This is a genomic window from Streptomyces puniciscabiei (assembly GCF_006715785.1).
Lineage (GTDB): Bacteria > Actinomycetota > Actinomycetes > Streptomycetales > Streptomycetaceae > Streptomyces > Streptomyces puniciscabiei.
In genome coordinates this window covers 4130724-4153290 of the sequence record NZ_VFNX01000001.1, presented here as the reverse complement: position 1 = coordinate 4153290, position 22567 = coordinate 4130724, and the positions used below count along the sequence as shown (strand labels likewise).

Annotated in this window: 24 protein-coding genes; 9 read left to right on the top strand and 15 right to left on the bottom strand. The window is 69.3% G+C overall.

Annotated features, from left to right (window positions below):
• The first annotated feature begins 241 nt into the window (after positions 1–241).
• Genes FB563_RS19160 through FB563_RS19145 form a run of 4 tightly spaced genes read left to right on the top strand, consistent with a single transcriptional unit; the run spans position 242 to position 3537 of the window.
• On the top strand, positions 242–1042 hold the full coding sequence (locus FB563_RS19160) for an ABC transporter permease (protein ID WP_055707348.1): 801 nt from the start codon (positions 242–244) through the stop codon (positions 1040–1042).
• A 37-nt stretch (positions 1043–1079) separates the two neighbouring features.
• Positions 1080–1856: an ABC transporter permease gene (locus tag FB563_RS19155; protein WP_199832877.1), complete on the top strand. Its 777-nt coding sequence runs from the start codon at positions 1080–1082 to the stop codon at positions 1854–1856.
• Between the two features lies 1 nt (position 1857).
• On the top strand, positions 1858–2820 hold the full coding sequence (locus FB563_RS19150; RefSeq protein ID WP_055707350.1) for an ABC transporter ATP-binding protein: 963 nt from the start codon (positions 1858–1860) through the stop codon (positions 2818–2820).
• Positions 2821–2829: 9 nt separating this feature from the next.
• Entirely contained in the window at positions 2830–3537 is a 708-nt protein-coding gene (locus FB563_RS19145) for a DUF1707 SHOCT-like domain-containing protein (RefSeq protein ID WP_055707351.1), read from the top strand.
• A 21-nt stretch (positions 3538–3558) separates the two neighbouring features.
• Here the strand turns inward: FB563_RS19145 and FB563_RS19140 are convergent, their stop codons facing one another.
• The 3 genes from FB563_RS19140 to FB563_RS19130 all read right to left on the bottom strand — a co-directional run bounded on the left by FB563_RS19140 (position 3559) and on the right by FB563_RS19130 (position 5140).
• Positions 3559–3957, bottom strand: coding sequence for a hypothetical protein (locus FB563_RS19140; protein ID WP_055707352.1), 399 nt, complete (start codon positions 3955–3957; stop codon positions 3559–3561).
• Between the two features lie 108 nt (positions 3958–4065).
• On the bottom strand, positions 4066–4803 hold the full coding sequence (gene rph, locus FB563_RS19135; protein ID WP_055707353.1) for a ribonuclease PH: 738 nt from the start codon (positions 4801–4803) through the stop codon (positions 4066–4068).
• A gap of 103 nt (positions 4804–4906) precedes the next feature.
• Positions 4907–5140, bottom strand: coding sequence for a PTS sugar transporter subunit IIB (locus FB563_RS19130; protein ID WP_030782705.1), 234 nt, complete (start codon positions 5138–5140; stop codon positions 4907–4909).
• 217 nt (positions 5141–5357) lie between these two features.
• On the opposite strand from FB563_RS19130, the gene FB563_RS19125 reads away from it, so the two are divergent.
• The gene (locus FB563_RS19125; RefSeq protein WP_055707354.1) at positions 5358–6674 is read left to right on the top strand and encodes a PTS transporter subunit EIIC; all 1317 of its coding nucleotides are present in this window, start codon (positions 5358–5360) and stop codon (positions 6672–6674) included.
• A 165-nt stretch (positions 6675–6839) separates the two neighbouring features.
• Positions 6840–8105: a PTS transporter subunit EIIC gene (locus tag FB563_RS19120; protein WP_055707355.1), complete on the top strand. Its 1266-nt coding sequence runs from the start codon at positions 6840–6842 to the stop codon at positions 8103–8105.
• A 75-nt stretch (positions 8106–8180) separates the two neighbouring features.
• Here the strand turns inward: FB563_RS19120 and FB563_RS19115 are convergent, their stop codons facing one another.
• A complete protein-coding gene (locus FB563_RS19115; protein ID WP_055707356.1) occupies positions 8181–8933 on the bottom strand; it encodes an MBL fold metallo-hydrolase in 753 nt (250 codons plus the stop codon).
• Between the two features lie 227 nt (positions 8934–9160).
• On the opposite strand from FB563_RS19115, the gene FB563_RS19110 reads away from it, so the two are divergent.
• A complete protein-coding gene (locus tag FB563_RS19110) occupies positions 9161–9613 on the top strand; it encodes a type II toxin-antitoxin system PemK/MazF family toxin (RefSeq protein ID WP_055707357.1) in 453 nt (150 codons plus the stop codon).
• 118 nt (positions 9614–9731) lie between these two features.
• Here the strand turns inward: FB563_RS19110 and FB563_RS19105 are convergent, their stop codons facing one another.
• From FB563_RS19105 to clpS, 9 genes are all read right to left on the bottom strand, one after another.
• Entirely contained in the window at positions 9732–10181 is a 450-nt protein-coding gene (locus FB563_RS19105; RefSeq protein WP_055707358.1) for a hypothetical protein, read from the bottom strand.
• A 137-nt stretch (positions 10182–10318) separates the two neighbouring features.
• A complete protein-coding gene (locus FB563_RS19100; RefSeq protein ID WP_142218810.1) occupies positions 10319–12382 on the bottom strand; it encodes a putative Ig domain-containing protein in 2064 nt (687 codons plus the stop codon).
• Positions 12383–12666: 284 nt separating this feature from the next.
• A complete protein-coding gene (locus FB563_RS19095; protein ID WP_055708393.1) occupies positions 12667–13617 on the bottom strand; it encodes a PLP-dependent cysteine synthase family protein in 951 nt (316 codons plus the stop codon).
• Positions 13618–13634: 17 nt separating this feature from the next.
• Positions 13635–13913, bottom strand: a complete 279-nt coding sequence (locus FB563_RS19090; protein WP_055708394.1) for a MoaD/ThiS family protein — start codon at positions 13911–13913, stop codon at positions 13635–13637.
• Between the two features lie 88 nt (positions 13914–14001).
• Positions 14002–14097, bottom strand: a complete 96-nt coding sequence (locus tag FB563_RS45220; RefSeq protein WP_023550193.1) for a putative leader peptide — start codon at positions 14095–14097, stop codon at positions 14002–14004.
• Between the two features lie 79 nt (positions 14098–14176).
• Positions 14177–14599 carry a M67 family metallopeptidase gene (locus FB563_RS19085; RefSeq protein ID WP_055708395.1) on the bottom strand — a complete coding sequence of 141 codons (423 nt, stop codon included), beginning with the start codon at positions 14597–14599 and terminating at the stop codon, positions 14177–14179.
• 135 nt (positions 14600–14734) lie between these two features.
• Positions 14735–16171: an amino acid permease gene (locus FB563_RS19080; RefSeq protein ID WP_055708396.1), complete on the bottom strand. Its 1437-nt coding sequence runs from the start codon at positions 16169–16171 to the stop codon at positions 14735–14737.
• A 353-nt stretch (positions 16172–16524) separates the two neighbouring features.
• Positions 16525–17130, bottom strand: coding sequence for a DUF2017 domain-containing protein (locus tag FB563_RS19070; RefSeq protein WP_055708397.1), 606 nt, complete (start codon positions 17128–17130; stop codon positions 16525–16527).
• Positions 17131–17172: 42 nt separating this feature from the next.
• Positions 17173–17490: an ATP-dependent Clp protease adapter ClpS gene (gene clpS, locus FB563_RS19065; protein ID WP_055708398.1), complete on the bottom strand. Its 318-nt coding sequence runs from the start codon at positions 17488–17490 to the stop codon at positions 17173–17175.
• 57 nt (positions 17491–17547) lie between these two features.
• On the opposite strand from clpS, the gene FB563_RS19060 reads away from it, so the two are divergent.
• Entirely contained in the window at positions 17548–18894 is a 1347-nt protein-coding gene (locus tag FB563_RS19060; protein ID WP_055708399.1) for a nicotinate phosphoribosyltransferase, read from the top strand.
• A 97-nt stretch (positions 18895–18991) separates the two neighbouring features.
• Positions 18992–19585, top strand: a complete 594-nt coding sequence (locus FB563_RS19055) for a nicotinamidase (RefSeq protein ID WP_055708400.1) — start codon at positions 18992–18994, stop codon at positions 19583–19585.
• A 12-nt stretch (positions 19586–19597) separates the two neighbouring features.
• Here the strand turns inward: FB563_RS19055 and FB563_RS19050 are convergent, their stop codons facing one another.
• On the bottom strand, positions 19598–19918 hold the full coding sequence (locus FB563_RS19050) for a hypothetical protein (protein WP_055708401.1): 321 nt from the start codon (positions 19916–19918) through the stop codon (positions 19598–19600).
• A gap of 121 nt (positions 19919–20039) precedes the next feature.
• Positions 20040–22397: an immune inhibitor A domain-containing protein gene (locus FB563_RS19045; RefSeq protein ID WP_055708402.1), complete on the bottom strand. Its 2358-nt coding sequence runs from the start codon at positions 22395–22397 to the stop codon at positions 20040–20042.
• Between the last annotated feature and the right edge of the window lie 170 nt (positions 22398–22567).

Sequence of the window (22567 nt, the reverse complement as noted above, 5' to 3'; positions counted from 1 at the left end):
CCTTCGGTCGGCTGCTGCGGCTGCGGCTCGTCGCTCATGTCGTGCACGGACTCCTGTTTCAGCGTCGTACGTTCCCGTACGCCTCGTACGCTTCTGCGCCCCCAGTCTGAAGACTCTCGCACCTGGCGTTCCGTTCCCGGATTCCAGCACGCTTCGGGCACGAAATTGCGTGGCCGTCCGCCGGGCTCCGGGACTAGGCTCCTGCGCTTCGGTGTCGAGCGGTCCCGGGAGGTGGACTGGCGTGGGCGCGGGACGGTTGTACGTGGCCGTCGCGGCGGGGGGATTCAGACGGTACGCGACGTATCGGGCCGCCACTGCGGCAGGGGTGTTCACCAACACCGTCTTCGGGTTGATCCTCGTCTCCACCTATCGGGCGCTGTGGGACGAGCGGCCGCACCTGGGCGGGTGGGATCAGGCGCAGGTCGTGACGTACGTGTGGCTGGGGCAGGCGTTCTTGTCGACGCTCGCGATCGGCGGCGGGGGCGTGGAGAACGAGTTGATGGAACGCATCCGTACGGGGGACGTGGCGATCGACCTGTACCGGCCCGCTGATCTGCAGATATGGTGGCTCGCCACCGATATCGGCCGGGCGTTCTTCCAGTTGCTGGGCCGGGGGCTCGTCCCCTTCGTGTTCGGTGCTCTGTGCTTCCCCGTGTACCTGCCGACGGACGTGGGCACCTGGGTCGCCTTCTTCGTCGCCGTGCTGCTGGCGATGATCGTCGGGTTCGGCATCCGGTATCTGGTGGCGCTCAGCACGTTCTGGTTCCTGGACGGCACGGGTGTGACGCAGATGTCATGGCTCGTCGGCTTCTTCTGCTCGGGCATGCTGCTGCCGCTGAACATCTTCCCGGGGGCGCTCGGCGAGGTCGTACGGATGCTGCCGTGGTCCTCGCTGCTGCAGGCGCCGGCGCAGATCCTGCTGGGGCACGCGGATCCGCTGGGCACGTATGTGTTCCAGGGGGCGTGGGCAGTGGTGCTGCTGGGCGCGGGGCGGCTGGTGCAGTCGGCGGCGACGCGGCGGGTGGTGGTCCAGGGTGGGTGAGAGCGGTCGGCTCCAGGACGGGGTGCGCGCCTATCTGATGATCGCCGGGATGTGGATCAGGTCCACGATGGCCTACCGCGCCTCGTTCGTGATGACCACGTTCGGCAACTTCGCGGCGACCTTCTTCGACTTCGTCGCGATCATGCTGATGTTCTCGCGGGTGGACGCCCTCGGCGGCTGGTCGCTGCCCGAGGTGGCCTTCCTGTACGGCCTATCGGGTACGGCCTTCGGCCTGGCCGACCTGGTGATCGGCTCGATGGAGAGGCTGGGGCGGCGGGTGCGCGACGGCACGCTGGACACGCTGCTGGTGCGTCCGGCGCCGGTGCTGGCGCAGGTGGCGGCCGACCAGTTCGCCCTGCGCAGGCTGGGCCGGGTGACGCAGGGCCTGCTGGTGCTCACGTGGGCGGTGCTCCGGCTCGACGTCACGTGGACGCCGCTGAAGCTGCTGCTGATGCCGGTGATGGTGGTGAGCGGCTGCGGGATCTTCTGCGCGGTGTTCGTGGCGGGGGCGGCGTTCCAGTTCCTGGCGCAGGACGCCTCGGAGGTGCAGAACGCCTTCACCTACGGCGGTACGACGCTGCTGCAGTACCCGCCGACGGTGTTCGCGAAGGAGCTGGTGCGCGGGGTGACGTTCGTGCTGCCGCTGGCCTTCGTCAACTGGCTGCCCGCGACCTATGTGCTGGGGCGGCCGTATCCGCTGGGGGTGCCGCAGTGGACGGCGTTCGCACCGCCGCTGGTGGCGGTGGGGTGCTGTGCGCTGGCGGGGCTGGCCTGGCGGGCGGGACTTCGTTCGTACCGGAGCACAGGGAGCTAGCGTGAGCGATTTCATCGCCCTTGAGAAGGTCGAGAAGGTCTTCGAGGTGCGGAAGAAGGCCGGGTTCCTGAAACGGGAGCGGCGCGAGGTGCGGGCGGTGGACTCGATCTCGTTCACCGTGGCGCGCGGCGAGATGGTCGGGTACATCGGGCCGAACGGTGCCGGGAAGTCGACCACGATCAAGATGCTGACGGGCATCCTGACGCCGAGTGCGGGGCGGCTGCGGGTGGCCGGGATCGACCCGTCCCGGGAGCGGCGGCGCCTGGCGCACCGGATCGGGGTGGTGTTCGGGCAGCGTACGACGCTGTGGTGGGACCTGCCGCTGATCGACTCCTACCGGCTGGCCCACCGCATGTACCGGATCCCCGAGGCCCGTTACCGCGAGAACCTGGACCGGTGCGTGGAACTCCTGGAGCTGGGCGCGCTGTTGGACGTGCCCGTGCGGCAGCTCTCGCTCGGGCAGCGGATGCGCGGGGACATCGCGGCGGCCCTGCTGCACGACCCGGAGGTGCTGTACCTGGACGAGCCGACGATCGGCCTGGACGTCGTGTCCAAGGCCAAGGTCCGTGGCTTCCTGCGGGAGTTGAACGCCGAGCGGGGCACGACCGTGCTGCTGACCACGCACGACCTGCAGGACATCGAGCAGTTGTGTTCCCGGGTGATGGTGATCGACCACGGCCGGCTGATGTACGACGGTCCGCTCGCGGGGCTGCACGAGGCCGGGGAGAGCGAGCGGACGCTGGTGGTGGACCTGGAGCGGGAGTTGCCGCCGGTCGAGGTGCCGTCGGCGCGGGTGGTGCGGGTGGAGGGGCCGCGGCAGTGGCTGGCGTTCCCGGCGGGGCAGTCGGCGGCGCCGCTCGTCGCGCATCTCGCGGCGGAGTATCCGCTGGTGGACCTGTCGGTGCGGGAGCCGGACATCGAGGCCGTCATCGCCAAGATGTACGCGGAGAAGGCGGTCTCGTAGGCTTCTGTCATGACCGACGACGCAAGTGGGGACCTCCGGGCGTCCGACAGCGACCGGGAACGGGTCGCCGAGGTCCTGCGGGACGCTCTGGCCGAGGGCCGGCTCGACATGCAGGAGTTCGAGGAGCGACTGGAGGCGACGTACAAGGCGCGTACGTACGGCGAGCTTGCGCCGCTCACCCGTGATCTGCCCACGGCCCACGCGCCGGCGCCCACCCCGGTCTCCTTCACCAAGGAACCGGCCCCGAGCGGGAGTTGGGCGGGCCGGATCGTCGGGGGCGAGGGGTCCTCGGCGGGTGCGGTCGCCATCATGTCCGGCTTCCAGCGCAAGGGCCGCTGGACGGTGCCGAAGCAGTTCAACTGCTTCGCTTTCTGGGGTGGCGGCGAGATCGACCTGCGGGAGGCGGACTTCGCCGACCGCGAGGTCGAGATCAACTGTGTGGCCGTCATGGGCGGTGTGCAGGTCATCGTGCCGCCAGGGGTCGAGGTCGTCGTCCGTGGCATCGGCATCATGGGCGGTTTCGACCATCCCAGGGACGACAGCCCGCCCGAGCCGGGCGCTCCGCGCGTGATCATCGGTGGCCTTGCGTTCTGGGGCGGGGTGGATGTGACCCGCAAGGTCACCCGTGCGGAGCAGCAGCGGCTGAAGGAGCAGCGCCGCCGGGAGAGGCTGGAGCGCAGGGAGTCCCGGAGGGGGTCCCGCAAAGAGCTGGGCTGAGGCGCTCCTACCCGAACGGCCCTACTTCGTGCACACCTTGGTCAGTTCGCCGGCCGCGTCCGTGACCGGGCCCAGGTCCGGCGTCCTGTCGCCGTTCTTGATGGCCGTACGCACGTTCCCCACGGCCTTCCGCAGGTCGTCGACCGCCTTGTTGACGTCGGCGTTGTCGGTCTTGTCGCCGATCTTGTCGAGGTTCTTCTCGATGGAGTCGAGGGAGGCGTCGGCCTGGGTGGGGTCGTTCGCGGCGTTCTCCACGGCCTGCTGCAGGTCCGTGACGCTGTCGGCGATGGAGTCGGCGGTGTGCACGCAGTCCAGGGCCTTGTTCACGGCGTCGCAGCCGGTGGTGAGACTGGTTGCGAGCGCGGCGAGCGCCACGGCGGCGACTGCGGTGAGACGGCGTCGGCGTGGGCTGACGGCCATGGTGGTGTTCCCCTCCCCTGGTGAGGCTGTCCGTAGCTAGGACGCCGAGGAGGGCGCGCGGGTTGCCCGCGCGCCCTCCCTCTTTTGATCCGTCCTTTACTTCGCGGATTACTTCGCGAGCGTCGCTTCCAGGGCCGCGCGCTGGTGGGCGGTGAGCTCGGCGCAGCCGGTGACGGCGAGGTCGAGCAGGGCGTTCAGTTCGTCGCGGGCGAAGGGCTCGGCCTCGGCGGTGCCCTGGACCTCGACGAAGCGGCCGTCGCCGGTGCAGACGACGTTCATGTCGGTCTCGGCGCGCACGTCCTCCTCGTAGCAGAGGTCGAGCAGCGGGACGCCGCCGACGATGCCGACGGACACGGCGGAGACGGTGCCGGTGAGCGGCTGCCGGCCGGCCTTGATCAGCTTCTTGCCCTGGGCCCAGGAGACGGCGTCGGCGAGCGCGACGTACGCGCCGGTGATCGCCGCCGTGCGGGTGCCGCCGTCGGCCTGGAGGACGTCGCAGTCGAGGACGATGGTGTTCTCGCCGAGCGCCTTGTAGTCGATGACGGCGCGCAGGGAGCGGCCGATGAGCCGGGAGATCTCGTGGGTACGGCCGCCGATCTTGCCCTTGACGGACTCCCGGTCGCCGCGCGTGTTGGTGGCGCGGGGCAGCATGGCGTACTCGGCGGTGACCCAGCCCTCGCCGCTGCCCTTGCGCCAGCGCGGGACGCCCTCGGTCACGGAGGCGGTGCAGAACACCTTGGTGTCGCCGAAGGAGACGAGGACGGAGCCCTCGGCGTGCTTGCTCCAGCCGCGTTCGATGGTGACCGGGCGGAGCTGTTGGGGGGTACGGCCGTCGATGCGAGACATGGCATGGAGCCTAGCCGTAGACGCGGAAGGGGCTCCTCCCGCAGGTGTGTACGAGCGGGAGGCACGAGCGGGAAGAGCCTCTTTCAGGGTGAGCCGGCGGGGCTCACATCATGTCTTCGATCTCCGCGGCGATCGGGTCGGCGTCGGTGCCGATGACGACCTGGATGGCGGTGCCCATCTTGACGACGCCGTGCGCGCCGGCGGCCTTCAGGGCGGCCTCGTCGACCAGGGAGGGGTCGGACACCTCGGTGCGCAGCCGGGTGATGCAGCCCTCGATCTCCTCGATGTTGTCGATACCGCCGAGGCCGGCGACGATCTTCTCAGCCTTGCTGGCCATGTCCTGTCTCCCTGAATTCCCTGATCCGAACCGGTTTGTCGCAGTAACCCACAGTTGGCCCATCTTCGCGAGCGGTCATGCCGCGGGTGCCGAATGATGGCGATCACGACAGCGGAACCGTCCGCCGACTGGTCTACACCACAGCGGGTACGGTCGCCAAACCGCGTCCCGGGGCGAAGGGCCGACAGGACGCCACGAGTGCCGCCGGGAGGACGCCATGAGTGCCGACAGCGCGCCCGCCGACAGCACGGCCGGCCCCGCGCGGGAACGCTTCAGTCACCTGTTCCAGGGCCTGCAGAAGATGGGCCGCAGCCTGCAGCTGCCGATCGCGGTGCTGCCGGCGGCGGGCATCATCAACCGGCTGGGCCAGCCGGACGTGTTCGGCAAGGACGGGCTGGGCTGGACGAACGTCTCGAAGGTCATGGCGGGCGCGGGCGGCGCCCTGCTCGACGGCTCGATCGGGCTTCCGCTGCTGTTCTGCGTGGGCGTGGCGATCGGCATGGCGAGGAAGGCCGACGGCTCGACGGCACTGGCGGCGGTGACGGGCTTCCTCGTCTACTACGGGGTGCTGCACCAGTTCCCGCAGTCCTGCCCCGGCGGCTCCAAGGCGGTTCCCCAGGTCGGCTGCCAGGTGACGGTCGGCGCGGGCGCGGGTTCGGTGACGCCCTTCACCTTCCAGAACCCGGGCGTCTTCGGCGGCATCGTGCTGGGCCTGCTGGCCGCCTTCCTCTGGGCCCGGTTCCACCGCACCAGGCTGGTGGACTGGCTGGGCTTCTTCAACGGCCGCCGGCTGGTGCCGATCATCATGGCGTTCGTCGCCATCTTCTTCGCGGCGCTGTGCCTGTGGATCTGGCCGCCGATCGGGGGCGCCCTGGAGAGCTTCAGCCACTGGCTTCATTCCATCGGTTCCTGGGGCGCGGGCGTCTTCGGCGTCGCCAACCGGGCGCTGCTCGTCGTCGGCCTGCACCAGTTCCTGAACGTGCCCATCTGGTTCCAGTTCGGCAGCTACACCAAGCCGGACGGCACGGTGGTGCACGGCGACATCAACATGTTCCTCCAGGGCGACCCGAACGCGGGGCAGTTCACCTCGGGCTTCTTCCCGATCATGATGTTCGCGCTGCCGGCCGCCGCGCTGGCCATCACGCACTGCGCGAGGCCCGGCCGCCGCAAGGAGGTCGGCGGTCTGATGCTGTCGGTGGCGCTGACGTCGTTCGTGACGGGCATCACCGAGCCGATCGAGTACTCCTTCATGTTCATCGCGCCGCTGCTGTACGCCGTCCACGCGCTGCTGACCGGTGTCTCGATGGCGGTGACCTGGGCGCTCGGGGTGCACGACGGGTTCAGCTTCTCGGCCGGCCTGATCGACTACGTCATCAACTGGCGCCTGGCGACCAAACCCTGGCTGATCATCCCGATCGGCCTGTGCTTCGCCGCGGTCTACTACGCCGTCTTCCGGTTGGCGATCACGCGGTTCGACCTGAGGACACCGGGCCGCGAGCCGGAGGAAGAGGTCGAGGACATCACCAAGGCGTGAGGGTGTACAGCGCGTAGCACGGCCGTAGCGGATTCGCGGGTTCCTTACGCCGCCTTCATCGTGCTACAACAGGTCTACACCACCAAGTGGTGTAGACCAGAGACGCTGCCGTCCCCTCCCCCATGATTCCACGGGCGGCGCCTTGCATGCCCCCAGGAGGAACTTGTGACCACGGCGACTGCCGCCCCCGCGGCCGAGAAGAAGAAGGGCGCCGGCGCGATGGCTGTGCTGCAGCGCATCGGCCGCAGCCTGATGCTGCCGGTGGCGGTGCTGCCCGCCGCCGCCCTCCTGGTGCGCCTCGGCAACACCGACATGCTCGGCCGCCCGTCCTTCCCGACGTTCCTGACCAAGATCGCGTCGTTCATGGCCGCGGGTGGCAACGCGATCCTCGACAACATGGCGCTGCTGTTCGCCGTGGGCATCGCGATCGGCTTCGCGAAGAAGTCGGACGGCTCCACCGCGCTCGCCGCGGTCGTCGGCTACCTCGTCTTCAAGAACGTGCTCGGCACGTTCACCGACAAGAACCTGCCGAAGGTGGCGACCGCCGTCGACGGCAAGGTCGTCATGGTGAACGCCCCGGTGGACGCCAAGGTCCTCGGCGGTGTGGTGATGGGCATCGTCGTGGCGCTGCTGTACCAGCGCTTCTACCGCACCAAGCTGCCCGACTGGGCGGGCTTCTTCGGCGGCCGTCGCCTGGTTCCGATCCTGTCCGCCTTCGCCGGTCTCGTCATCGGCATCGTCTTCGGCTACATCTGGCCGGTCCTCGGCACGGGCCTGCACAACTTCGGTGAGTGGCTGGTCAAGTCGGGCGCGGTCGGCGCGGGCATCTTCGGTGTCGCCAACCGTGCGCTGATCCCGATCGGCATGCACCACCTGCTGAACTCCTTCCCCTGGTTCCAGGCGGGCGACTACCACGGCAAGAGCGGTGACATCGCGCGCTTCCTGGCCGGTGACCCGCACGCGGGCCAGTTCATGACCGGCTTCTTCCCGATCATGATGTTCGGTCTGCCGGCGGCGTGCCTGGCCATCGTGCACTGCGCCCGTCCGGAGCGCCGCAAGGTGGTCGGCGGCATGATGTTCTCCATCGCGCTGACCTCGTTCGTCACGGGCGTGACCGAGCCCATCGAGTTCACGTTCATGTTCATCGCGCCGGTGCTGTACGCGATCCACGCGGTGCTCACGGGCATCTCGCTGGCGCTGACCTGGGCGCTGGGCATGAAGGACGGCTTCGGGTTCTCGGCCGGAGCGGTCGACTTCGGCCTGAACCTGGGCATAGCGACCAACCCCTGGGGCCTGGTCCTGGTCGGCCTGTGCTTCGCGGCGGTCTACTACTCCGTCTTCCGCTTCGCGATCATCAGGTTCAACCTGCCGACGCCGGGCCGGGAGTCGGACGAGGAACTCGCCGAACTGCAGAAGGCCGAGGCCAAGTAGGGCTTCGCGCACACGTCGAGGCCCCGGAAACCGGCGGGTTTCCGGGGCCTTCGGCATGCCGGGAAAGTAGGGAGGCTAGACCTCGTACGTCGCCCTCGGTTCCGCCAGCTCCACCGGCCCTCCGAAGACCTCACGCGCGTCACGCAGGTTCACCTGCGGGTCGGTCCACGGCGGAATGTGGGTGAGCAGCAGGCGCCGGGCGCCGGCCCGCGCGGCCGTCTCGCCCGCCTCGCGGCCGTTGAGGTGCAGGTCGGGGATGTTCTCCTTGCCGTGCGTGAACGCGGCCTCGCACAGGAACAGGTCGGTCTCCCGGGCCAGCGCGTCCAGCACCTCGGTGACGCCCGTGTCGCCGGAGTACGTCAGCGACCGCCCGCCGTGCTCGATGCGGATGGCGTACGCCTCCACGGGATGGCGGACCCGCTCGGTGTGCACCGTGAACGGGCCGATCTCGAACGTGGACGGCTTGACGGTGTGGAAGTCGAAGACCTCGCTCATCGCGGACGCGGAGGGGGTGTCGTTGTAGGCGGTGGTCAGGCGGTGTTCGGTGCCCTCGGGGCCGTAGACCGGTATCGGGGCGCAGCGGCCGCCGTCGTGACGGTAGAAGCGCGCGACGAAATACCCGAGCATGTCGATGCAGTGATCGGGGTGCAGATGGCTCAGGAAGATCGCGTCGAGGTCGTAGAGACCGCAGTGGCGCTGCAGCTCGCCCAGGGCGCCGTTGCCCATGTCGAGCAGCAGCCGGAAGCCGTCGGCCTCGACGAGGTAGCTCGAGCAGGCCGATTCCGCGGACGGGAACGACCCCGAGCAGCCGACGACGGTGAGCTTCATGAAGCAGAAACCTCCGTTGGCGGGAAGATCGAACGGCAAGATCGAAAGGGCGGGGAACGGGGGTCGTGCGGTTTGTCGAGCGTAAGGCGCAAAAGCGCGGGTCGCTCCTCCGCCAGGGGCCGTTGTGGGCGAACTCACCTGTGGTGTCACCGGTTCGGCTGGACCGGGGGCGCAGAAGGATTCGCAGAGGGCGCGCAATCCTTGGCGCGCGCCGGTAACGTCGTCGTATGGACACGTCCTGGTGGCTGGCGCTCGCGGCGGTGGTACTGCTCGCGCTGGTCGCCACGCTCGTCGACGGCTGGGGGCGCGGTCGCCGGTACGCCGGACGGCGCCTCGGTGCGCTCGGCCGCGCGCACCCGGCCGAGGCCGCCCGGCCGGTCCCCGGGGACATCTGGTGGGCGGACGTCCCCTACGAGGACCGCACCGACGCCAAGGACCGGCCGTGTCTGGTGCTGGCCGTACGCGGGAACCGGGCCACGGTCGCCAAGATCACCAGCAAGTACCACGACGAGCGCGCGGGCGTGATCCCCCTGCCGCCGGGCGCCGTCGGCGACGCCCGCGGCCGGCCGAGCTTCCTGGAGACCGACGAGCTGCGCGAGGTGCCTGTCGGCGACTTCCGGCGACGGGTCGGTGTGGTGGACCCCGTTCTGTGGGACCAGGTCCGGCACCTGGCGGGTTAGCGCCGCAGGTGGGGGCGTGATCTGCCGTCGGTCGTCTGCGGCGCCGTTGTGGCTCGTCGCGCCCGCGCGGCGGTAGCCGCACACCAGATACGGCCCCGCGCCCCTTCGGGGCGCTGCATCACCGCACGTTCACGGTCACCGTCCACTCCTGGATGCCCTTGCAGGAGACCTGACCGGGTGCCGTCGGCTCGGCGCACAGGGGCCGGGACGACGTCAGTTTCTCGGTGCCGGCCGCCACCGCCTGGTACGCCGCCGTGGCCTGGCCCGGCTGGATGACGAACCCGGCGTTGATGCCCTTCAGCGCGGTGCCGCCGGCCGTGACCGGCTTCCAGGGGCGGGACTTGGTGCCGTCCAGGGCGAGGCGGACCTCGCCGCCCTTGGCCACGCACACCGTGCGGCCGCTGTCGGAGACCTTGAGCTGGACGAGGGGGGCGCAGCCGGTGCCGGTCGGGGACGCGGACGGTGACACCTTGCCGTCACCGCCTGCGCTGTCCTTGCCGCTCTGGGAGCCGCAGCCGGCGAGGAGCAGCGCTGCCGCCGCGAGGGCGCAGAGAGTCGTACGGCGCATGGGTTCGCCTTTCTGCCGTGCGTGGCCGTGAGGGGGTCGGCCGCCTGGTGCAGATGTGACGTGCCGGCCGCCAAAAAGGATCCCGCACGCGGAAGGAAATATTCCGCATGCGGGATCCGGTGCTCACGGGCGGCGGATCAGCTGGTCGTCAGGGCGGTGTCGTCCACGACGAAGCTGGTCTGCAGCGAGGAGTCCTCGGCGCCGCTGAACTTCAGGGTGACCGTCTGGCCCGCCAGCGAGGACAGGTCGAAGGTCTTCTGCGCGTAACCCGAGTTCGCGTTGACGTTCGAGTACGTCGCCAGGGTGGTCGAACCGGCGGTGACCGTCAGCTTGTCGTACGCGGTGCTGCCGGTCTCGGCGGTGTCGATGTGCAGGTAGAAGGTGAGCGTGGCCTTGCAGCCGGCCGGGATCGTCACCGACTGGGACACGGTGTCGGTGTGCGCGGAGCCGTAGCCGTCGAGCCAGGCCTTGTAGGAGCCGCCGTGGGCCGCCTCACCGGTGTCGTTGGTGATGACGCCGCTGGACGCGCTCCAGCCGGTGTTGCCCGACTCGAAGCCCGGGTTGGCCAGCAGCTGCGAGGAGGAGCAGGTGCCGCCGCCGGAGCCGACGGTCCAGGTGAAGGAGGTCGAGCCGGAGGCGCCGGTGGAGTCCTTCGCGGTGACCGTGACCTGGTAGGTGCCCGCGGTGGACGCCGTACCGGAGATCAGGCCGGTGGAGCTGTTGATGGACAGGCCCGTGGGCAGGCCGGAGGCGCTGTAGGTGAGGGCCGCGCCCGCGCTGTCGCTGGCCTGGATCTGCAGGCTGGCCGAGCTTCCGGTGGTGGTGGACTGGCTGCCGGGGTTGGTGACGGTCACCGTGTTGCCGGTGCTGGAGCCGGAGGTGAAGGCGGCGGTGCCGTTCGGGGTACCCCAGCCGGTCGGGCCGTCGTAGCCGGTGCCCGCGGTGCAGAAGTACGAGGTGGAGCAGGAGCCGTTGTGGCCGCTGGTCACGTCGTACAGGTTGCCGGTGTGGCTGTAGGGGTACTTCGCCGGGTAGTCGCTCGCGCCCGGGGTGCCCGCGAGGGCGTAGACGCCGGCGATGATCGGGGCGGAGGCGCTGGTGCCGCCGACGACGCCCCAGCCGGAGCCGCCGTAGGTGTCGTAGACCGCCACGCCGGTGGCCGGGTCGGCGACCGCGGAGACGTCGGCCTCCATGCGCTTGGAGCAGCCGGAGTCGGTCTGCCAGCTCGGCTTCGGGTCGTAGGCCGAGCAGCCGGAGCCGGTGCCCTCGGTGGAGTTGGTGTACCAGACGGACTCGCTCCAGCCCCGCGAGTTGGAGGACTGGCTGAGCGCGGTGCCGCCGACGGCCGTCACGTACTGGGAGGTGGCCGGGTACTCGGCGCCGTAGGCGGAGTCACCCGAGGAGACGGTGATCGCGACACCCGGGTGCTTGAAGTACGAGGTGTCCTCGCTGGTCTGCGAGGAGGACTCGGAGCCGCCCCAGCTGTTGGAGACGAACTTGGCGCCGAGCGAGACGGCCTCGTTCTCGGCGATGCCGAGGTCGGTGTCGTTGGCGGAGTTGGCCTCGACCAGGATGATGCTGCAGTTCGGGCAGACCGCGCTGACCATGTCGATGTCGAGCGCCTCTTCACCGGCCCAGCCGGTGTCGTTGGTCGGCAGCGAGGTGGTGGAGCCGGTCTGGCTGACCTGCTTGAAGCAGCCGTTGGCCTTGGTGCAGGCGGACAGACCGTAGGTGGAACGGTAGGTGGCCAGGTCCGACTCGGCGTTGGGGTCGTTGTAGGCGTCGACGATGGCGACCGTCATGCCCGTGCCGCCCGTGGTGGGCAGGTTGTAGGCGCTGTGCAGGTTGGCCGGGGAGAGGCCGGAGGGCGCGGCCGCGAGGGCGGCGGCGAGGCGCTGCCTGATGTCCGTGCGGCGCTGGGCGAAACAGGACGCGTAGCCCGGCTTGGCCTTGGCGCACAGGTGCTCGGTCGGCACCTTCTGGCCGGCCTTGCCGGTCGTGTGGAAGGTCTGCCGCTTGGGGTCGGTCAGCGCCTTGGCGTTCTGCGTGACCTTGGTGGTGTGCGGGTGCGCGCCGGCGGTCTGCGCTCCGGCCGTGGGGGCCGCTGCGAGTCCTGCGACGGTGAGGGCGAGGGCGGGGAAGGCGACGGCGACGAGTCTTCGCAGACTCCGTCTCCGCCGCGTCGGGCGTGACTCACGCATGGGGTACTGCCTCCGGTAGACGTGGGGTATCGCACTGGATTGGCAGGCCCGTGACGCGCGTAGCGGCGGCGAACCGCGCAGCCATGAGCATGACATTCTCAGACACCTGACATGGCCGCGGGATGAGCGTTACATGTCAGGGTGCGGGAGGAACGTAGCCCTGGCCCCGGCGTGACCGGCAGTACTCAAAGGAATTCTTTGCCCGCCCATAGGAATCACTTAGGAATGACTCAGCCCCCTCGGTGGAGGGGGCTGGGGCGGGACTGGGGCGGGCCGAGGCGGGGTCAGGCCCAGAGCTGGCCCTGCAGCGTCTCGATGGCCTCCTCGGTGGTGGCCGCCGTGTAGACGCCGGTGGACAGGTACTTCCAGCCGCCGTCGGCCACGATGAAGACGATGTCGGCGGACTCCCCCGCCTTGACCGCCTTCTTCCCGACGCCGATCGCCGCGTGCAGGGCGGCGCCGGTCGAGACGCCCGCGAAAATGCCCTCCTGCTGCAGGAGTTCACGGGTGCGGGTGACCGCGTCGGCCGAGCCGACCGAGAAGCGGCTGGTGAGGACCGAGGCGTCGTACAGCTCCGGGACGAAGCCCTCGTCGAGGTTCCTGAGGCCGTACACCAGGTCGTCGTAGCGCGGTTCGGCGGCGACGATCTGGACGCCCGGCCTGTGCTCGCGCAGGTAGCGGCCGACGCCCATCAGGGTGCCGGTGGTGCCGAGGCCGGCCACGAAGTGGGTGATCGACGGCAGGTCCGCCAGGATCTCCGGGCCGGTGGTGGCGTAGTGGGCGCCGGCGTTGTCCGGGTTGCCGTACTGGTAGAGCATCACCCAGTCGGGGTGTTCGGCGGCGAGCTCCTTGGCCACGCGCACGGCGGTGTTGGAGCCGCCCGCCGCCGGGGAGGAGATGATCTCGGCGCCCCACATGCCGAGCAGGTCCCGGCGCTCCTGCGAGGTGTTCTCCGGCATCACGCACACCATGCGGTAGCCCTTGAGCTTGGCCGCCATGGCCAGGGAGATGCCGGTGTTGCCCGAGGTGGGCTCCAGGACGGTGCAGCCCGGGGTGAGCCGGCCGTCCTTCTCCGCCTGCTCGATCATGTGCAGCGCGGGGCGGTCCTTGACCGAGCCGGTGGGGTTGCGGTCCTCCAGCTTGGCCCAGATACGGACGTCGGCGGACGGCGAGAGCCGCGGCAGGCGCACCAGGGGGGTGTTGCCCACCGCGGCCAGCGGGGAGTCGTAGCGCATCGCTGCTCAGCGACCGATCAGCGCATGCCGCCGGCCACGGCCGGCAGGATCGTCACGGTGTCGCCGTCCGACAGCTTGGTGTCGATGCCGTCGATGAAACGGACGTCCTCGTCGTTCAGGTACACGTTGACGAACCGGCGCAGCTTGCCCTCGTCCACGATGCGGGCCTGGATGCCCGCGTGCCGGGTCTCGAGGTCGGCGAACAGCTCGGCGAGGGTGTTCCCGCTGCCCTCCACCGCCTTCTGGCCGTCCGTGTAGGTGCGGAGGATGGTGGGGATGCGGACCTCGATGGCCATGGCTCAGGGCTCCTGTCGGGAAGTATCGGAAGGTGTGGGCGCACGGCGGCGCGCGCCGCGGCTCACGGCCGTACGGCGGCGGAGAACGTCAACAGATGGCGCTGTTCAGCCTGCACAGATCGACGTGCAGCCGCGCCACGAGCAGCATGCCCGGCGCCTTCTCGCTCACGTCGTTCAGAACCATGCGGTCATCGTAACGATTCCCGGTCCGGGCCCCGGAGTGTGATTCCGCATGCCGGACGGATTTCGTCCGGTAACTGAGATCAGTAGGCCTCCACGACCCTGACCTCTTCCTCCGTGACCTCCCCGTCCACGATCCGGAAGGAGCGGAACTGGAACTCGCCGAGGCCGTCGGTGTCGGCGGTGGAGACGAGGACGTAGTGGGCGCCGGGTTCGTTGGCGTAGGAGATGTCGGTGCGCGAGGGGTAGGCCTCGGTGGCGGTGTGGGAGTGGTAGATGACCACCGGGTCCTCGTCGCGGTCGTCCAGCTCGCGGTACAGCTTGAGCAGGTCGCCGGAGTCGAACTCGTAGAAGGTGGGCGACATCGCCGCGTTCAGCATGGGGATGAGGCGCTCGGGGCGGTCCGAGCCCGCCGGGCCCGCCACGACGCCGCACGCCTCGTCGGGGTGGTCCTTGCGCGCGTGGGCGACGATCTGGTCGACGAGGGCCTGGGTGATGGTCAGCATGTTGGTCAGGATAAGCAGAAGGGCCGTTCCGTACCGAGGGATGGTACGGAACGGCCCATATGCCGGACGTCCTGAGCGGCAGCCGCGGCGGGGCACCACGAGAGCCCCGTGCGGCTGGACGTCCCTGGGGGATGGTCAGCGCTTGCGGAAGGCCGCGGCCTCCGGGTTGCGGCGCCGGAGCACCCAGTAGGAGACGCCGAGGATCGCGGCCCACAGCGGAGCACAGTAAAGCGACACCCGGGCGTCCTTGTCGATACCCATGAGTACGATCACCATGACGATGAACGCCAGCGCGATGTAGCTCGTGTACGGCGCGCCCGGCATGGGGAACTTGCTCTGCGGCAGGAGGCCGACGTTTGCCCTGGGCCGGTAGAGGATCTGGCAGACCAGGATGACGATCCAGGCCCACATGCCGGAGATGGTCGCGAAGGACACCACGTAGTCGAACGCCTTGCCCGGCCACTGGTAGTTGATCCAGACGCCGACCAGCATCAGCGCGGCGGAGAACGTCGTGCCGACCAGCGGGGTACCGCTGCGCGTCAGCTTGGTGAAGACCTTGGGGCCCTGGCTGTTGAGCGCCAGGTCGCGCAGCATGCGGCCGGTGGAGTACATGCCGGAGTTGCAGGAGGACAGCGCGGCGGTGAGGACGACGAAGTTCACGATGCCGGCGCCGACGGACAGGCCCATCTTCTGGAAGGCGGCCACGAAGGGGCTCACGCCCGGGTGGAACTCGGTCCACGGCACGACCGACAGGATCATGATCAGCGCGCCGACGTAGAAGACCGCGATCCGCCACGGCACGGTGTTGATCGCCTTCGGCAGCACCTTCTCGGGGTCCTTGGACTCGCCCGCGGTGACACCGACCAGCTCGACGGCGAGGAAGGCGAACATGACCATCTGCAGGGTCATCAGGGTGTTGCCGACGCCGTGCGGGAAGAAGCCGCCGTCGTTCCACAGGTGGCTCACCGAGGCGGTCCTGCCGGCGTCGGAGAAGCCGATCGTGAGGATGCCGGCGCAGATCAGGATCATGCCGATGATCGCGGTGACCTTGACCATGGAGAACCAGAACTCCAGCTCACCGAAGAGCTTCACGGAGATCAGGTTGGCGCCGTACAGGACGATCGTGAAGATCAGGGCCGAGACCCACTGCGGGATGTCGAACCAGTACGTCATGTACGCGGCCGCGGCGGTGACCTCGGTGATGCCCGTGACCACCCAGAACAGCCAGTACGTCCAGCCGGTGACGAAGCCCGCGAAGGGGCCGATGAACTCGCGCGCGTACTCCGAGAACGAGCCCGAGACCGGGCGGTACATCAGGAGTTCGCCGAGCGCCCGCATGATCAGGAAGATGACGAGGCCCGCGACGGCGTAGGCCAGGATCAGGCTGGGGCCGGCCTTGGAAATGCCCTTGCCCGCGCCGAGGAACAGGCCGGTGCCGATGGCACCGCCGATGGCGATCATCTGGATCTGGCGGGAGCCGAGCCCGCGCTGGTAGCCCTCGCCGCCCTCGCTGTCCGCGACCCGCGCGGCCTCATTGCCGTCGTGAAGCTGGTCGACCCGCGATGAGGTCATGTGTTGGTGCGCCTTTCTCCATGCCGACCCGGGCCTTCGTCGGCCTCGGATCGGGTTTCGATCCCCCCGGATTGATGGAGCTGAGCGGAGCCTCTCCGGGCCCGCTCGTGCCTGGCCGACGGTCGTCGGCTCGGTGGCGCACCCGGCCGCACAAGGGTGGTGTGGGCCGGGCGGTCGTGAAGATTTATCACGGCCGCAATATTGATCACGGGGGCATGGTGTGGCGCATCACACAGGGAAAAGGGGACAAAGAGCGCTCGAAAGCGGCAAACCAGGCCGCAACGGTGACGGGATCGTTATCCGGATTTGAGCGTCCGCTGAGCGAACACCCGTGCACCGTAAAATGCCCTGTACTACGCCATAAGTGTGTTGACCAAGGTCTCCTGGAGTCCGCCGAGCCACAGATAGGCCATCACCATCGGCTTGCGCGGGTCCTCGTCCGGGAGCCGGTAGAGCAGGTCGGTGTCGTCCTCGTCGGTGATCTCCAGCCGGGAGCCGATCGCGAGTCGCAGGTCGTTGAGGGCGCCGAGCCACTGCCGGGACTCCTCCGGCGCCAGCTTCAGCACCGCCCCGCCCTCGTCCACCGGGGCGAGCGCGTCCAGGGCACGGATGACCGCGAGCGCGTTCTCGCGTTTGCCGGCGCGCAGGTCGTTCTCGGTGTACCGGCGGAACTCGGCGGAGTGGGCCCGCCACTCCTCGGCCTCGGCGGGCGAGGCGGGAGCGTGCTCCGGGTCGCTGTAGGCGTCCGGGAAGAGCCTCCTGAGCACCGGGTCGGCGGGCGGCTCGCTCGGGCCCTCCGCGAACAGCTCGGCGAGCGGGTCCTTCGGACTGTCGGCGCCCGGCCCGGGGCCGATGAGCTCCAGCAGCTGGACGGCCAGCGACCGGATGATGGAGATCTCGACGTCGTCGAGTGCGACGGCCGCGCCGCCGCCGGGGAGCGGTTCGAAATGTCCGGGCATGTAAATGAGTTCGCTACTTCCGGTCCTGCGGGCGGGGGCGGGTCACTTCCGGTCCTGCTGGAGGGTGGCCCACAGGCCGTAGCCGTGCATCGCCTGCACGTCGCGCTCCATCTCCTCGCGGGTCCCGCTGGAGACGACCGCCCGGCCCTTGTGGTGGACGTCGAGCATGAGCTTGGTGGCCTTGTCCTTGGAGTACCCGAAGTACGTCTGGAACACGTACGTCACATAGCTCATGAGGTTGACCGGGTCGTTGTGCACGATCGTGACCCAGGGGACGTCGGGCTCGGGTACGGCGAAGACCTCCTCCGCCGACTCGGTGCGTTCGATCTCTACGGGCGCGGGTGACGTCACATTGCCCATGCTGCCACGGGGCCCGGAAATCGTCACACCGACGAAAAGGGAGTACGATCGGTTGCCATGAACACAGCGGACCTTGGGCTGCCGGTGGATGTTCCCTCGACGGCGCTCTTCACGGACCAGTACGAGCTGACGATGCTGCAGGCCGCTCTGAGGGCCGGTACGGCCGAACGGCGGAGCGTCTTCGAGGTCTTCACCCGGCGGCTGCCGGACGGGCGGCGCTATGGCGTGGTGGCGGGCACCGGGCGGGTGCTGGACGCGGTGGAGAACTTCCGCTTCGACGCGGGCGTCCTCGGCTTCCTGGGCGAGCGGAAGATCGTCGACGAGGAGACCCTGAGGTGGCTCGCCGGCTACCGCTTCGGCGGGGACGTCTGGGGCTACCCCGAGGGCGAGGTCTACTTCCCCGGCTCGCCGATCATGCGCGTCGAGGGCAGCTTCGCCGAGTGCGTGCTGCTGGAGACGGTGATCCTCTCCATCCTCAACCACGACTCCGCGATCGCCGCGGCCGCCTCCCGGATGGCCTCCGCCGCCGGGGAGCGCCCGCTGATCGAGATGGGCGCCCGCCGCACCCACGAGCTGGCGGCCGTCGCCGCGAGCCGCGCCGCGTACGTCGGCGGCTTCGCGACCACCTCCGACCTGGCGGCGGGCTTCCGCTACGGCATCCCGACCGTCGGTACCTCCGCGCACGCCTTCACCCTGCTGCACGACCGCGAGCGGGACGCCTTCCAGGCCCAGGTCGACACCCTCGGCCGGGGCACCACCCTGCTGGTGGACACCTACGACGTCGCCGAGGCCGTCCGTACGGCGGTGGAGGTGGCCGGTCCCGAGCTGGGCGCGGTCCGCATCGACTCCGGCGACCTGCTGCTCGTCGCCCACCGGGTGCGCCAGCAGCTGGACGAGCTGGGTGCCACCGGCACCAGGATCGTCGTCACCTCCGACCTGGACGAGTACGCCATCGCCTCCCTGGCCGCCGCTCCGGTGGACGCGTACGGCGTCGGCACCCAGCTGGTGACCGGCTCCGGGCACCCGACCTGCTCGATGGTCTACAAGCTGGTCGCGCGCGCCGAGTCCGGCGACCCGCAGGCGCCGCTGGTGCCGGTCGCGAAGAAGTCCAGCGGCGGCAAGACCTCCGTCGGGGGCCGCAAGTGGGCGGCGCGCCGACTGGACGCGGACGGGGTGGCGGAGGCCGAGGTCGTGGGCACCGGACCGGTCCCGGCGGAGCTCGCCGACCGGCAGCTGCTGGTGCAGCTGATCAAGGGCGGGGACGTCGTCGCCCGCGAGCCCCTGGACGTGCCGCGGGACCGGCACATCGCCGCCCGGGCGAACCTCCCCCTCTCGGCGACCCAGCTCTCCCGAGGGGAACCCGTCATTCCGACGGAGTACGTCGTCGGACGCTCGGGTAGCTAAAGGCGGAATCACCGTTCGCCCTGCCCACGCCCTCTCCCCTACGGGGCCGTAACTCTCTAGGCTCAGTTACTTAATCCTCAGTCGAAGGACAACCGCCATGCGCCGCGCCTTGATCGTCGTAGATGTGCAGAACGACTTCTGCGAGGGGGGCAGCCTCGCGGTGGCCGGGGGCGCGGACGTGGCCGCCGCCATCACCGAGCTGATCGGCCAGGCGGCGGGCACCGGATACCGCCATGTGGTGGCCACCCGGGACCACCACATCGCGCCCGGCGGCCACTTCGCCGACAACCCCGACTTCGTCCACTCCTGGCCCGCGCACTGCGTCGCGGGCACGGAGGGGGTGGGCTTCCACCCCAACTTCGCCCCCGCCGTCGCCTCCGGTGCGGTCGACGCGGTCTTCGACAAGGGCGCCTACTCGGCGGCGTACAGCGGCTTCGAGGGCCAGGACGAGAACGGCACCTCCCTGGCCGACTGGCTCCGCGCCCGCCACATCGACGAGGTCGACGTGGTCGGCATAGCCACGGACCACTGCGTACGCGCCACCGCGCTGGACGCCGTCAGGGAGGGCTTCCGCACCCAGGTCCTGCTGGACCTGACGGCCGGGGTGGCTCCCGAGACGACGGACCGGGCCCTGGAGGAGCTCCGCGAGGCGGGCGTGGAGCTGACGGGCAAGCCCGTGGTCAGCGGTTAGACCCTGTCGGGGTCACTGAACCACCGCCGACCTGCGCAGCAGCGCCCGGATCGGGTGCCAGAGCTCGTTCACCATGACACCGTTGTCGGCCGGTGCCGTGCGCCATATCAGGCCGTCGGGGTGGTGCAGCACGGCCGTGATCTCGTCCGGCGTCGGAGGTGCGGCGTTCCCCCGGAGGTAGATCGCGCGGAACCCCAGGTTGCGGAGCCTGGTCAGGGCTCGGGCGCGGTTCTGGGCGTGCACGAGCACCCGGACGCCGGCGGTGTCGTAGGGCAGGTTCAGTGCGACCACCACCGTGCCGTTCGGCAGCTTGCAGAAGCCTCCAGCGGCCATGCGGTCACATCCCCGTTTCGGTCGGTGTCAATAAGCGGTCCACAGGACGCACCTAAACACGATCGGCGGCAACCCGCCAAGGGGTTGCCGCCGATACGCGTCTGACCTGCGGAAATGCCGACTACTTCACCGCGGGGCCGACCTTGAGGAAGATCGTCGAGCCGTTCTTGGCCTCCTTGACGATCGTGATCTCGGTGTTGGTGTCAGTGACCCGCACGCCCCCGGTCGGGTTCGACGGGTCGTAGTAGGTGCTGGTGTGGTCGTTGAAGACCGGGACACCCTTCGAGGCCTTGATCACCGTCGGGGCGTCCGCCTTGTGCAGCGTGATGCCGTCCGTGCCGTACAGGCTGAACGGGGAGTCGTACGCCTGCATGCGGTTGCGCATCAGCGTGCCGTCGGACCACTTCAGCGCCGTCGGGTGCGAGTCGACCGGCAGGATCAGACCGGAACCGGGGTGGCCGTTGGTGCTGTTGGTGTTGTTGTCCGCCTGGGAGGTGTCCCACTTCCAGATCAACAGGCCGTTCTGGTACGGGTAGTGCTCCACCCGGTCGGGCCGCTTGGCCGAACCGAAGTTGTACGGGCCGGTCTTGAGGGTCTTGTCGTACGACACGTACTGCCGGTTCTCGGCGATGTAGTACTGCTTGTAGTCCTTGGTGAAGGACGCGCCGATGCGGGAGAAGCCGTTCGCGGTCCAACCCGCGTCCTGGGACTCGGCGTTGTCCGAGAAGACCGGCGTGCCGTCGGCGGTCAGAGTGATCTCGTCGGCCGTGAAGCCGTTCTCCGCGACACCGCCGTCGGTGGCGTAGCGGAAGCGCAGGTCGATCTTCTTGCCCGCGTAGGCGTCCAGCGCGTACGACAGCTTCTTGTGGGTCTGCGAGAAGCCGGTCAGCGCCGGCTTGCCGCTGCCGTCACGCGGGATGGCCTGACCGTCCGCCGTGCCGTCCAGGGCGCTCCAGTTGGCGCCGCCGTCGGTCGACACCTCGGTGTAGACGTAGTCGTAGCCGTCCTCGGTGGCCCACCAGCCGTCCAGGTCCAGCTTCGCCGACGTCTTGCCGGTGAGGTCCACGGACCGGGTGAGCGTGTTCTTCAGGTCGTTGCCGCTGCCGCTCCACCACTGGGTCGAGCCCTGCCCGGGCTGGGTGATCGTGGTGGTGACCGCCTCGTCCGGCAGGTTGACCACGAGGGCCTGCTTGTTCCAGGTGTTGTACTCGGCGACGCCCAGCTTGTGCGTGGACTGCGTGCCGGCCTTGGCGGTGTCGTAGTTGAGCCAGCCGAGCTGCAGCTTGTCCCAGGCGTTCATGTCGCCCGGCAGGTCGCCGATGGACTCCTTGCCGGTGCCGAGCCAGGAGCCGGAGGACATCAGGGTCCAGAAGCCGGTGGAGTTGTCGCCGCCGGCGGTGTCGTACTCGTCGGGCAGGCCGAGGTCGTGGCCGTACTCGTGGGCGAAGACGCCGAGGCCGCCGTTCTCCGGCTGGATGGTGTAGTCGCCGACCCAGACGCCGGTGTCGCCGACCTGGGCGCCGCCCAGCTTGTTGTTCGCGGGGCCGGTCGCGCCCGCGTCCGTGCCGAAGGCGTACCAGCGGTGGGCCCAGATCGCGTCCTTGCCCTGCGCGCCGCCGCCCGCGGACTCGTCCTCACCGGCGTGCACGATCTGGAAGTGGTCGACGTAGCCGTCGGGCTCGTTGAAGTTGCCGTCGTGGTCGTAGTCGTAGCGGTCCCACTGGTCGTACCGGGCGAGGTCCTTCTTGATGTCGGCGTCGGTCCTGCCGGCCGCCTTCGCCTGCGCCACCCAGGCGTTCAGCCCGTCGCTGACCACGTTCCACACGCTGGGGCAGTTGGTCTGGCCGCAGGCGTTGTTGCCGTAACGGGCCTCGTTGTAGGGGACCTTGACCCAGTCGGTGACCTCACCGTCGACCGAGTAGCGGCCCGAGGACTGCTTCTCGTAGTACTTCTTCAGCGACTCGGTCTTGTTGCCGGTGCCGAAGTAGAGGTCCTGGTAGTGCTTCCGGTCGTAGTCCTTCTGCCAGGCCGTGGAGTTGTCGTTCTTGCGGTCCGGCGCGGCGATGCTGTTGTGCAGCGGGCCGGCCGTGCCGCCGTACTTGGGGTCGGTCCTGTCCCCGAACTCCACCAGGATCGTGAAGATCTTGTCGGTCTTCTCGCGGCTCAGCTCGACGTACTTGCTCCTGCCCTTGTGGCTCTTGAGAGCCACGACCTTGGAGCCGTTGTGTTCCTGCGCCTTGGCCTTCCCCGATATGAGCTGCTCCAGCGCCTCCCGGCGCTGGGCCTCCTGGGTCTTGCTGAGCGGGCCGTCGAGGTCGTGCGCCCGCTGCTTCACCGGGGCCGGGTCGTGCCGGTTCACGGCCGCGGACCGGGTCCGGGTGCTCGCCTCCGCGACGGCGAAGGTGGCGAACGTCGCGGAGGCCGTCGCGAGCGTCACCCCGATCGCGGCGGCCCTGAACGTCCAGGATCTGATGGTCACTTGAGTTCCTCCCCTGCGCCTGTTCGGCGCATGTCAAGTGACGACATTTGACTAGAGGTTGGGAAGAAAAAACAGATCTTGACTCGGCCACTTCCCGTGCACTAGGCGGAGTTGACGTCCGCTTTGCAAAGACCGTGCTTCCTGTGCGCCCCCCGTGCACCAGTACCGTG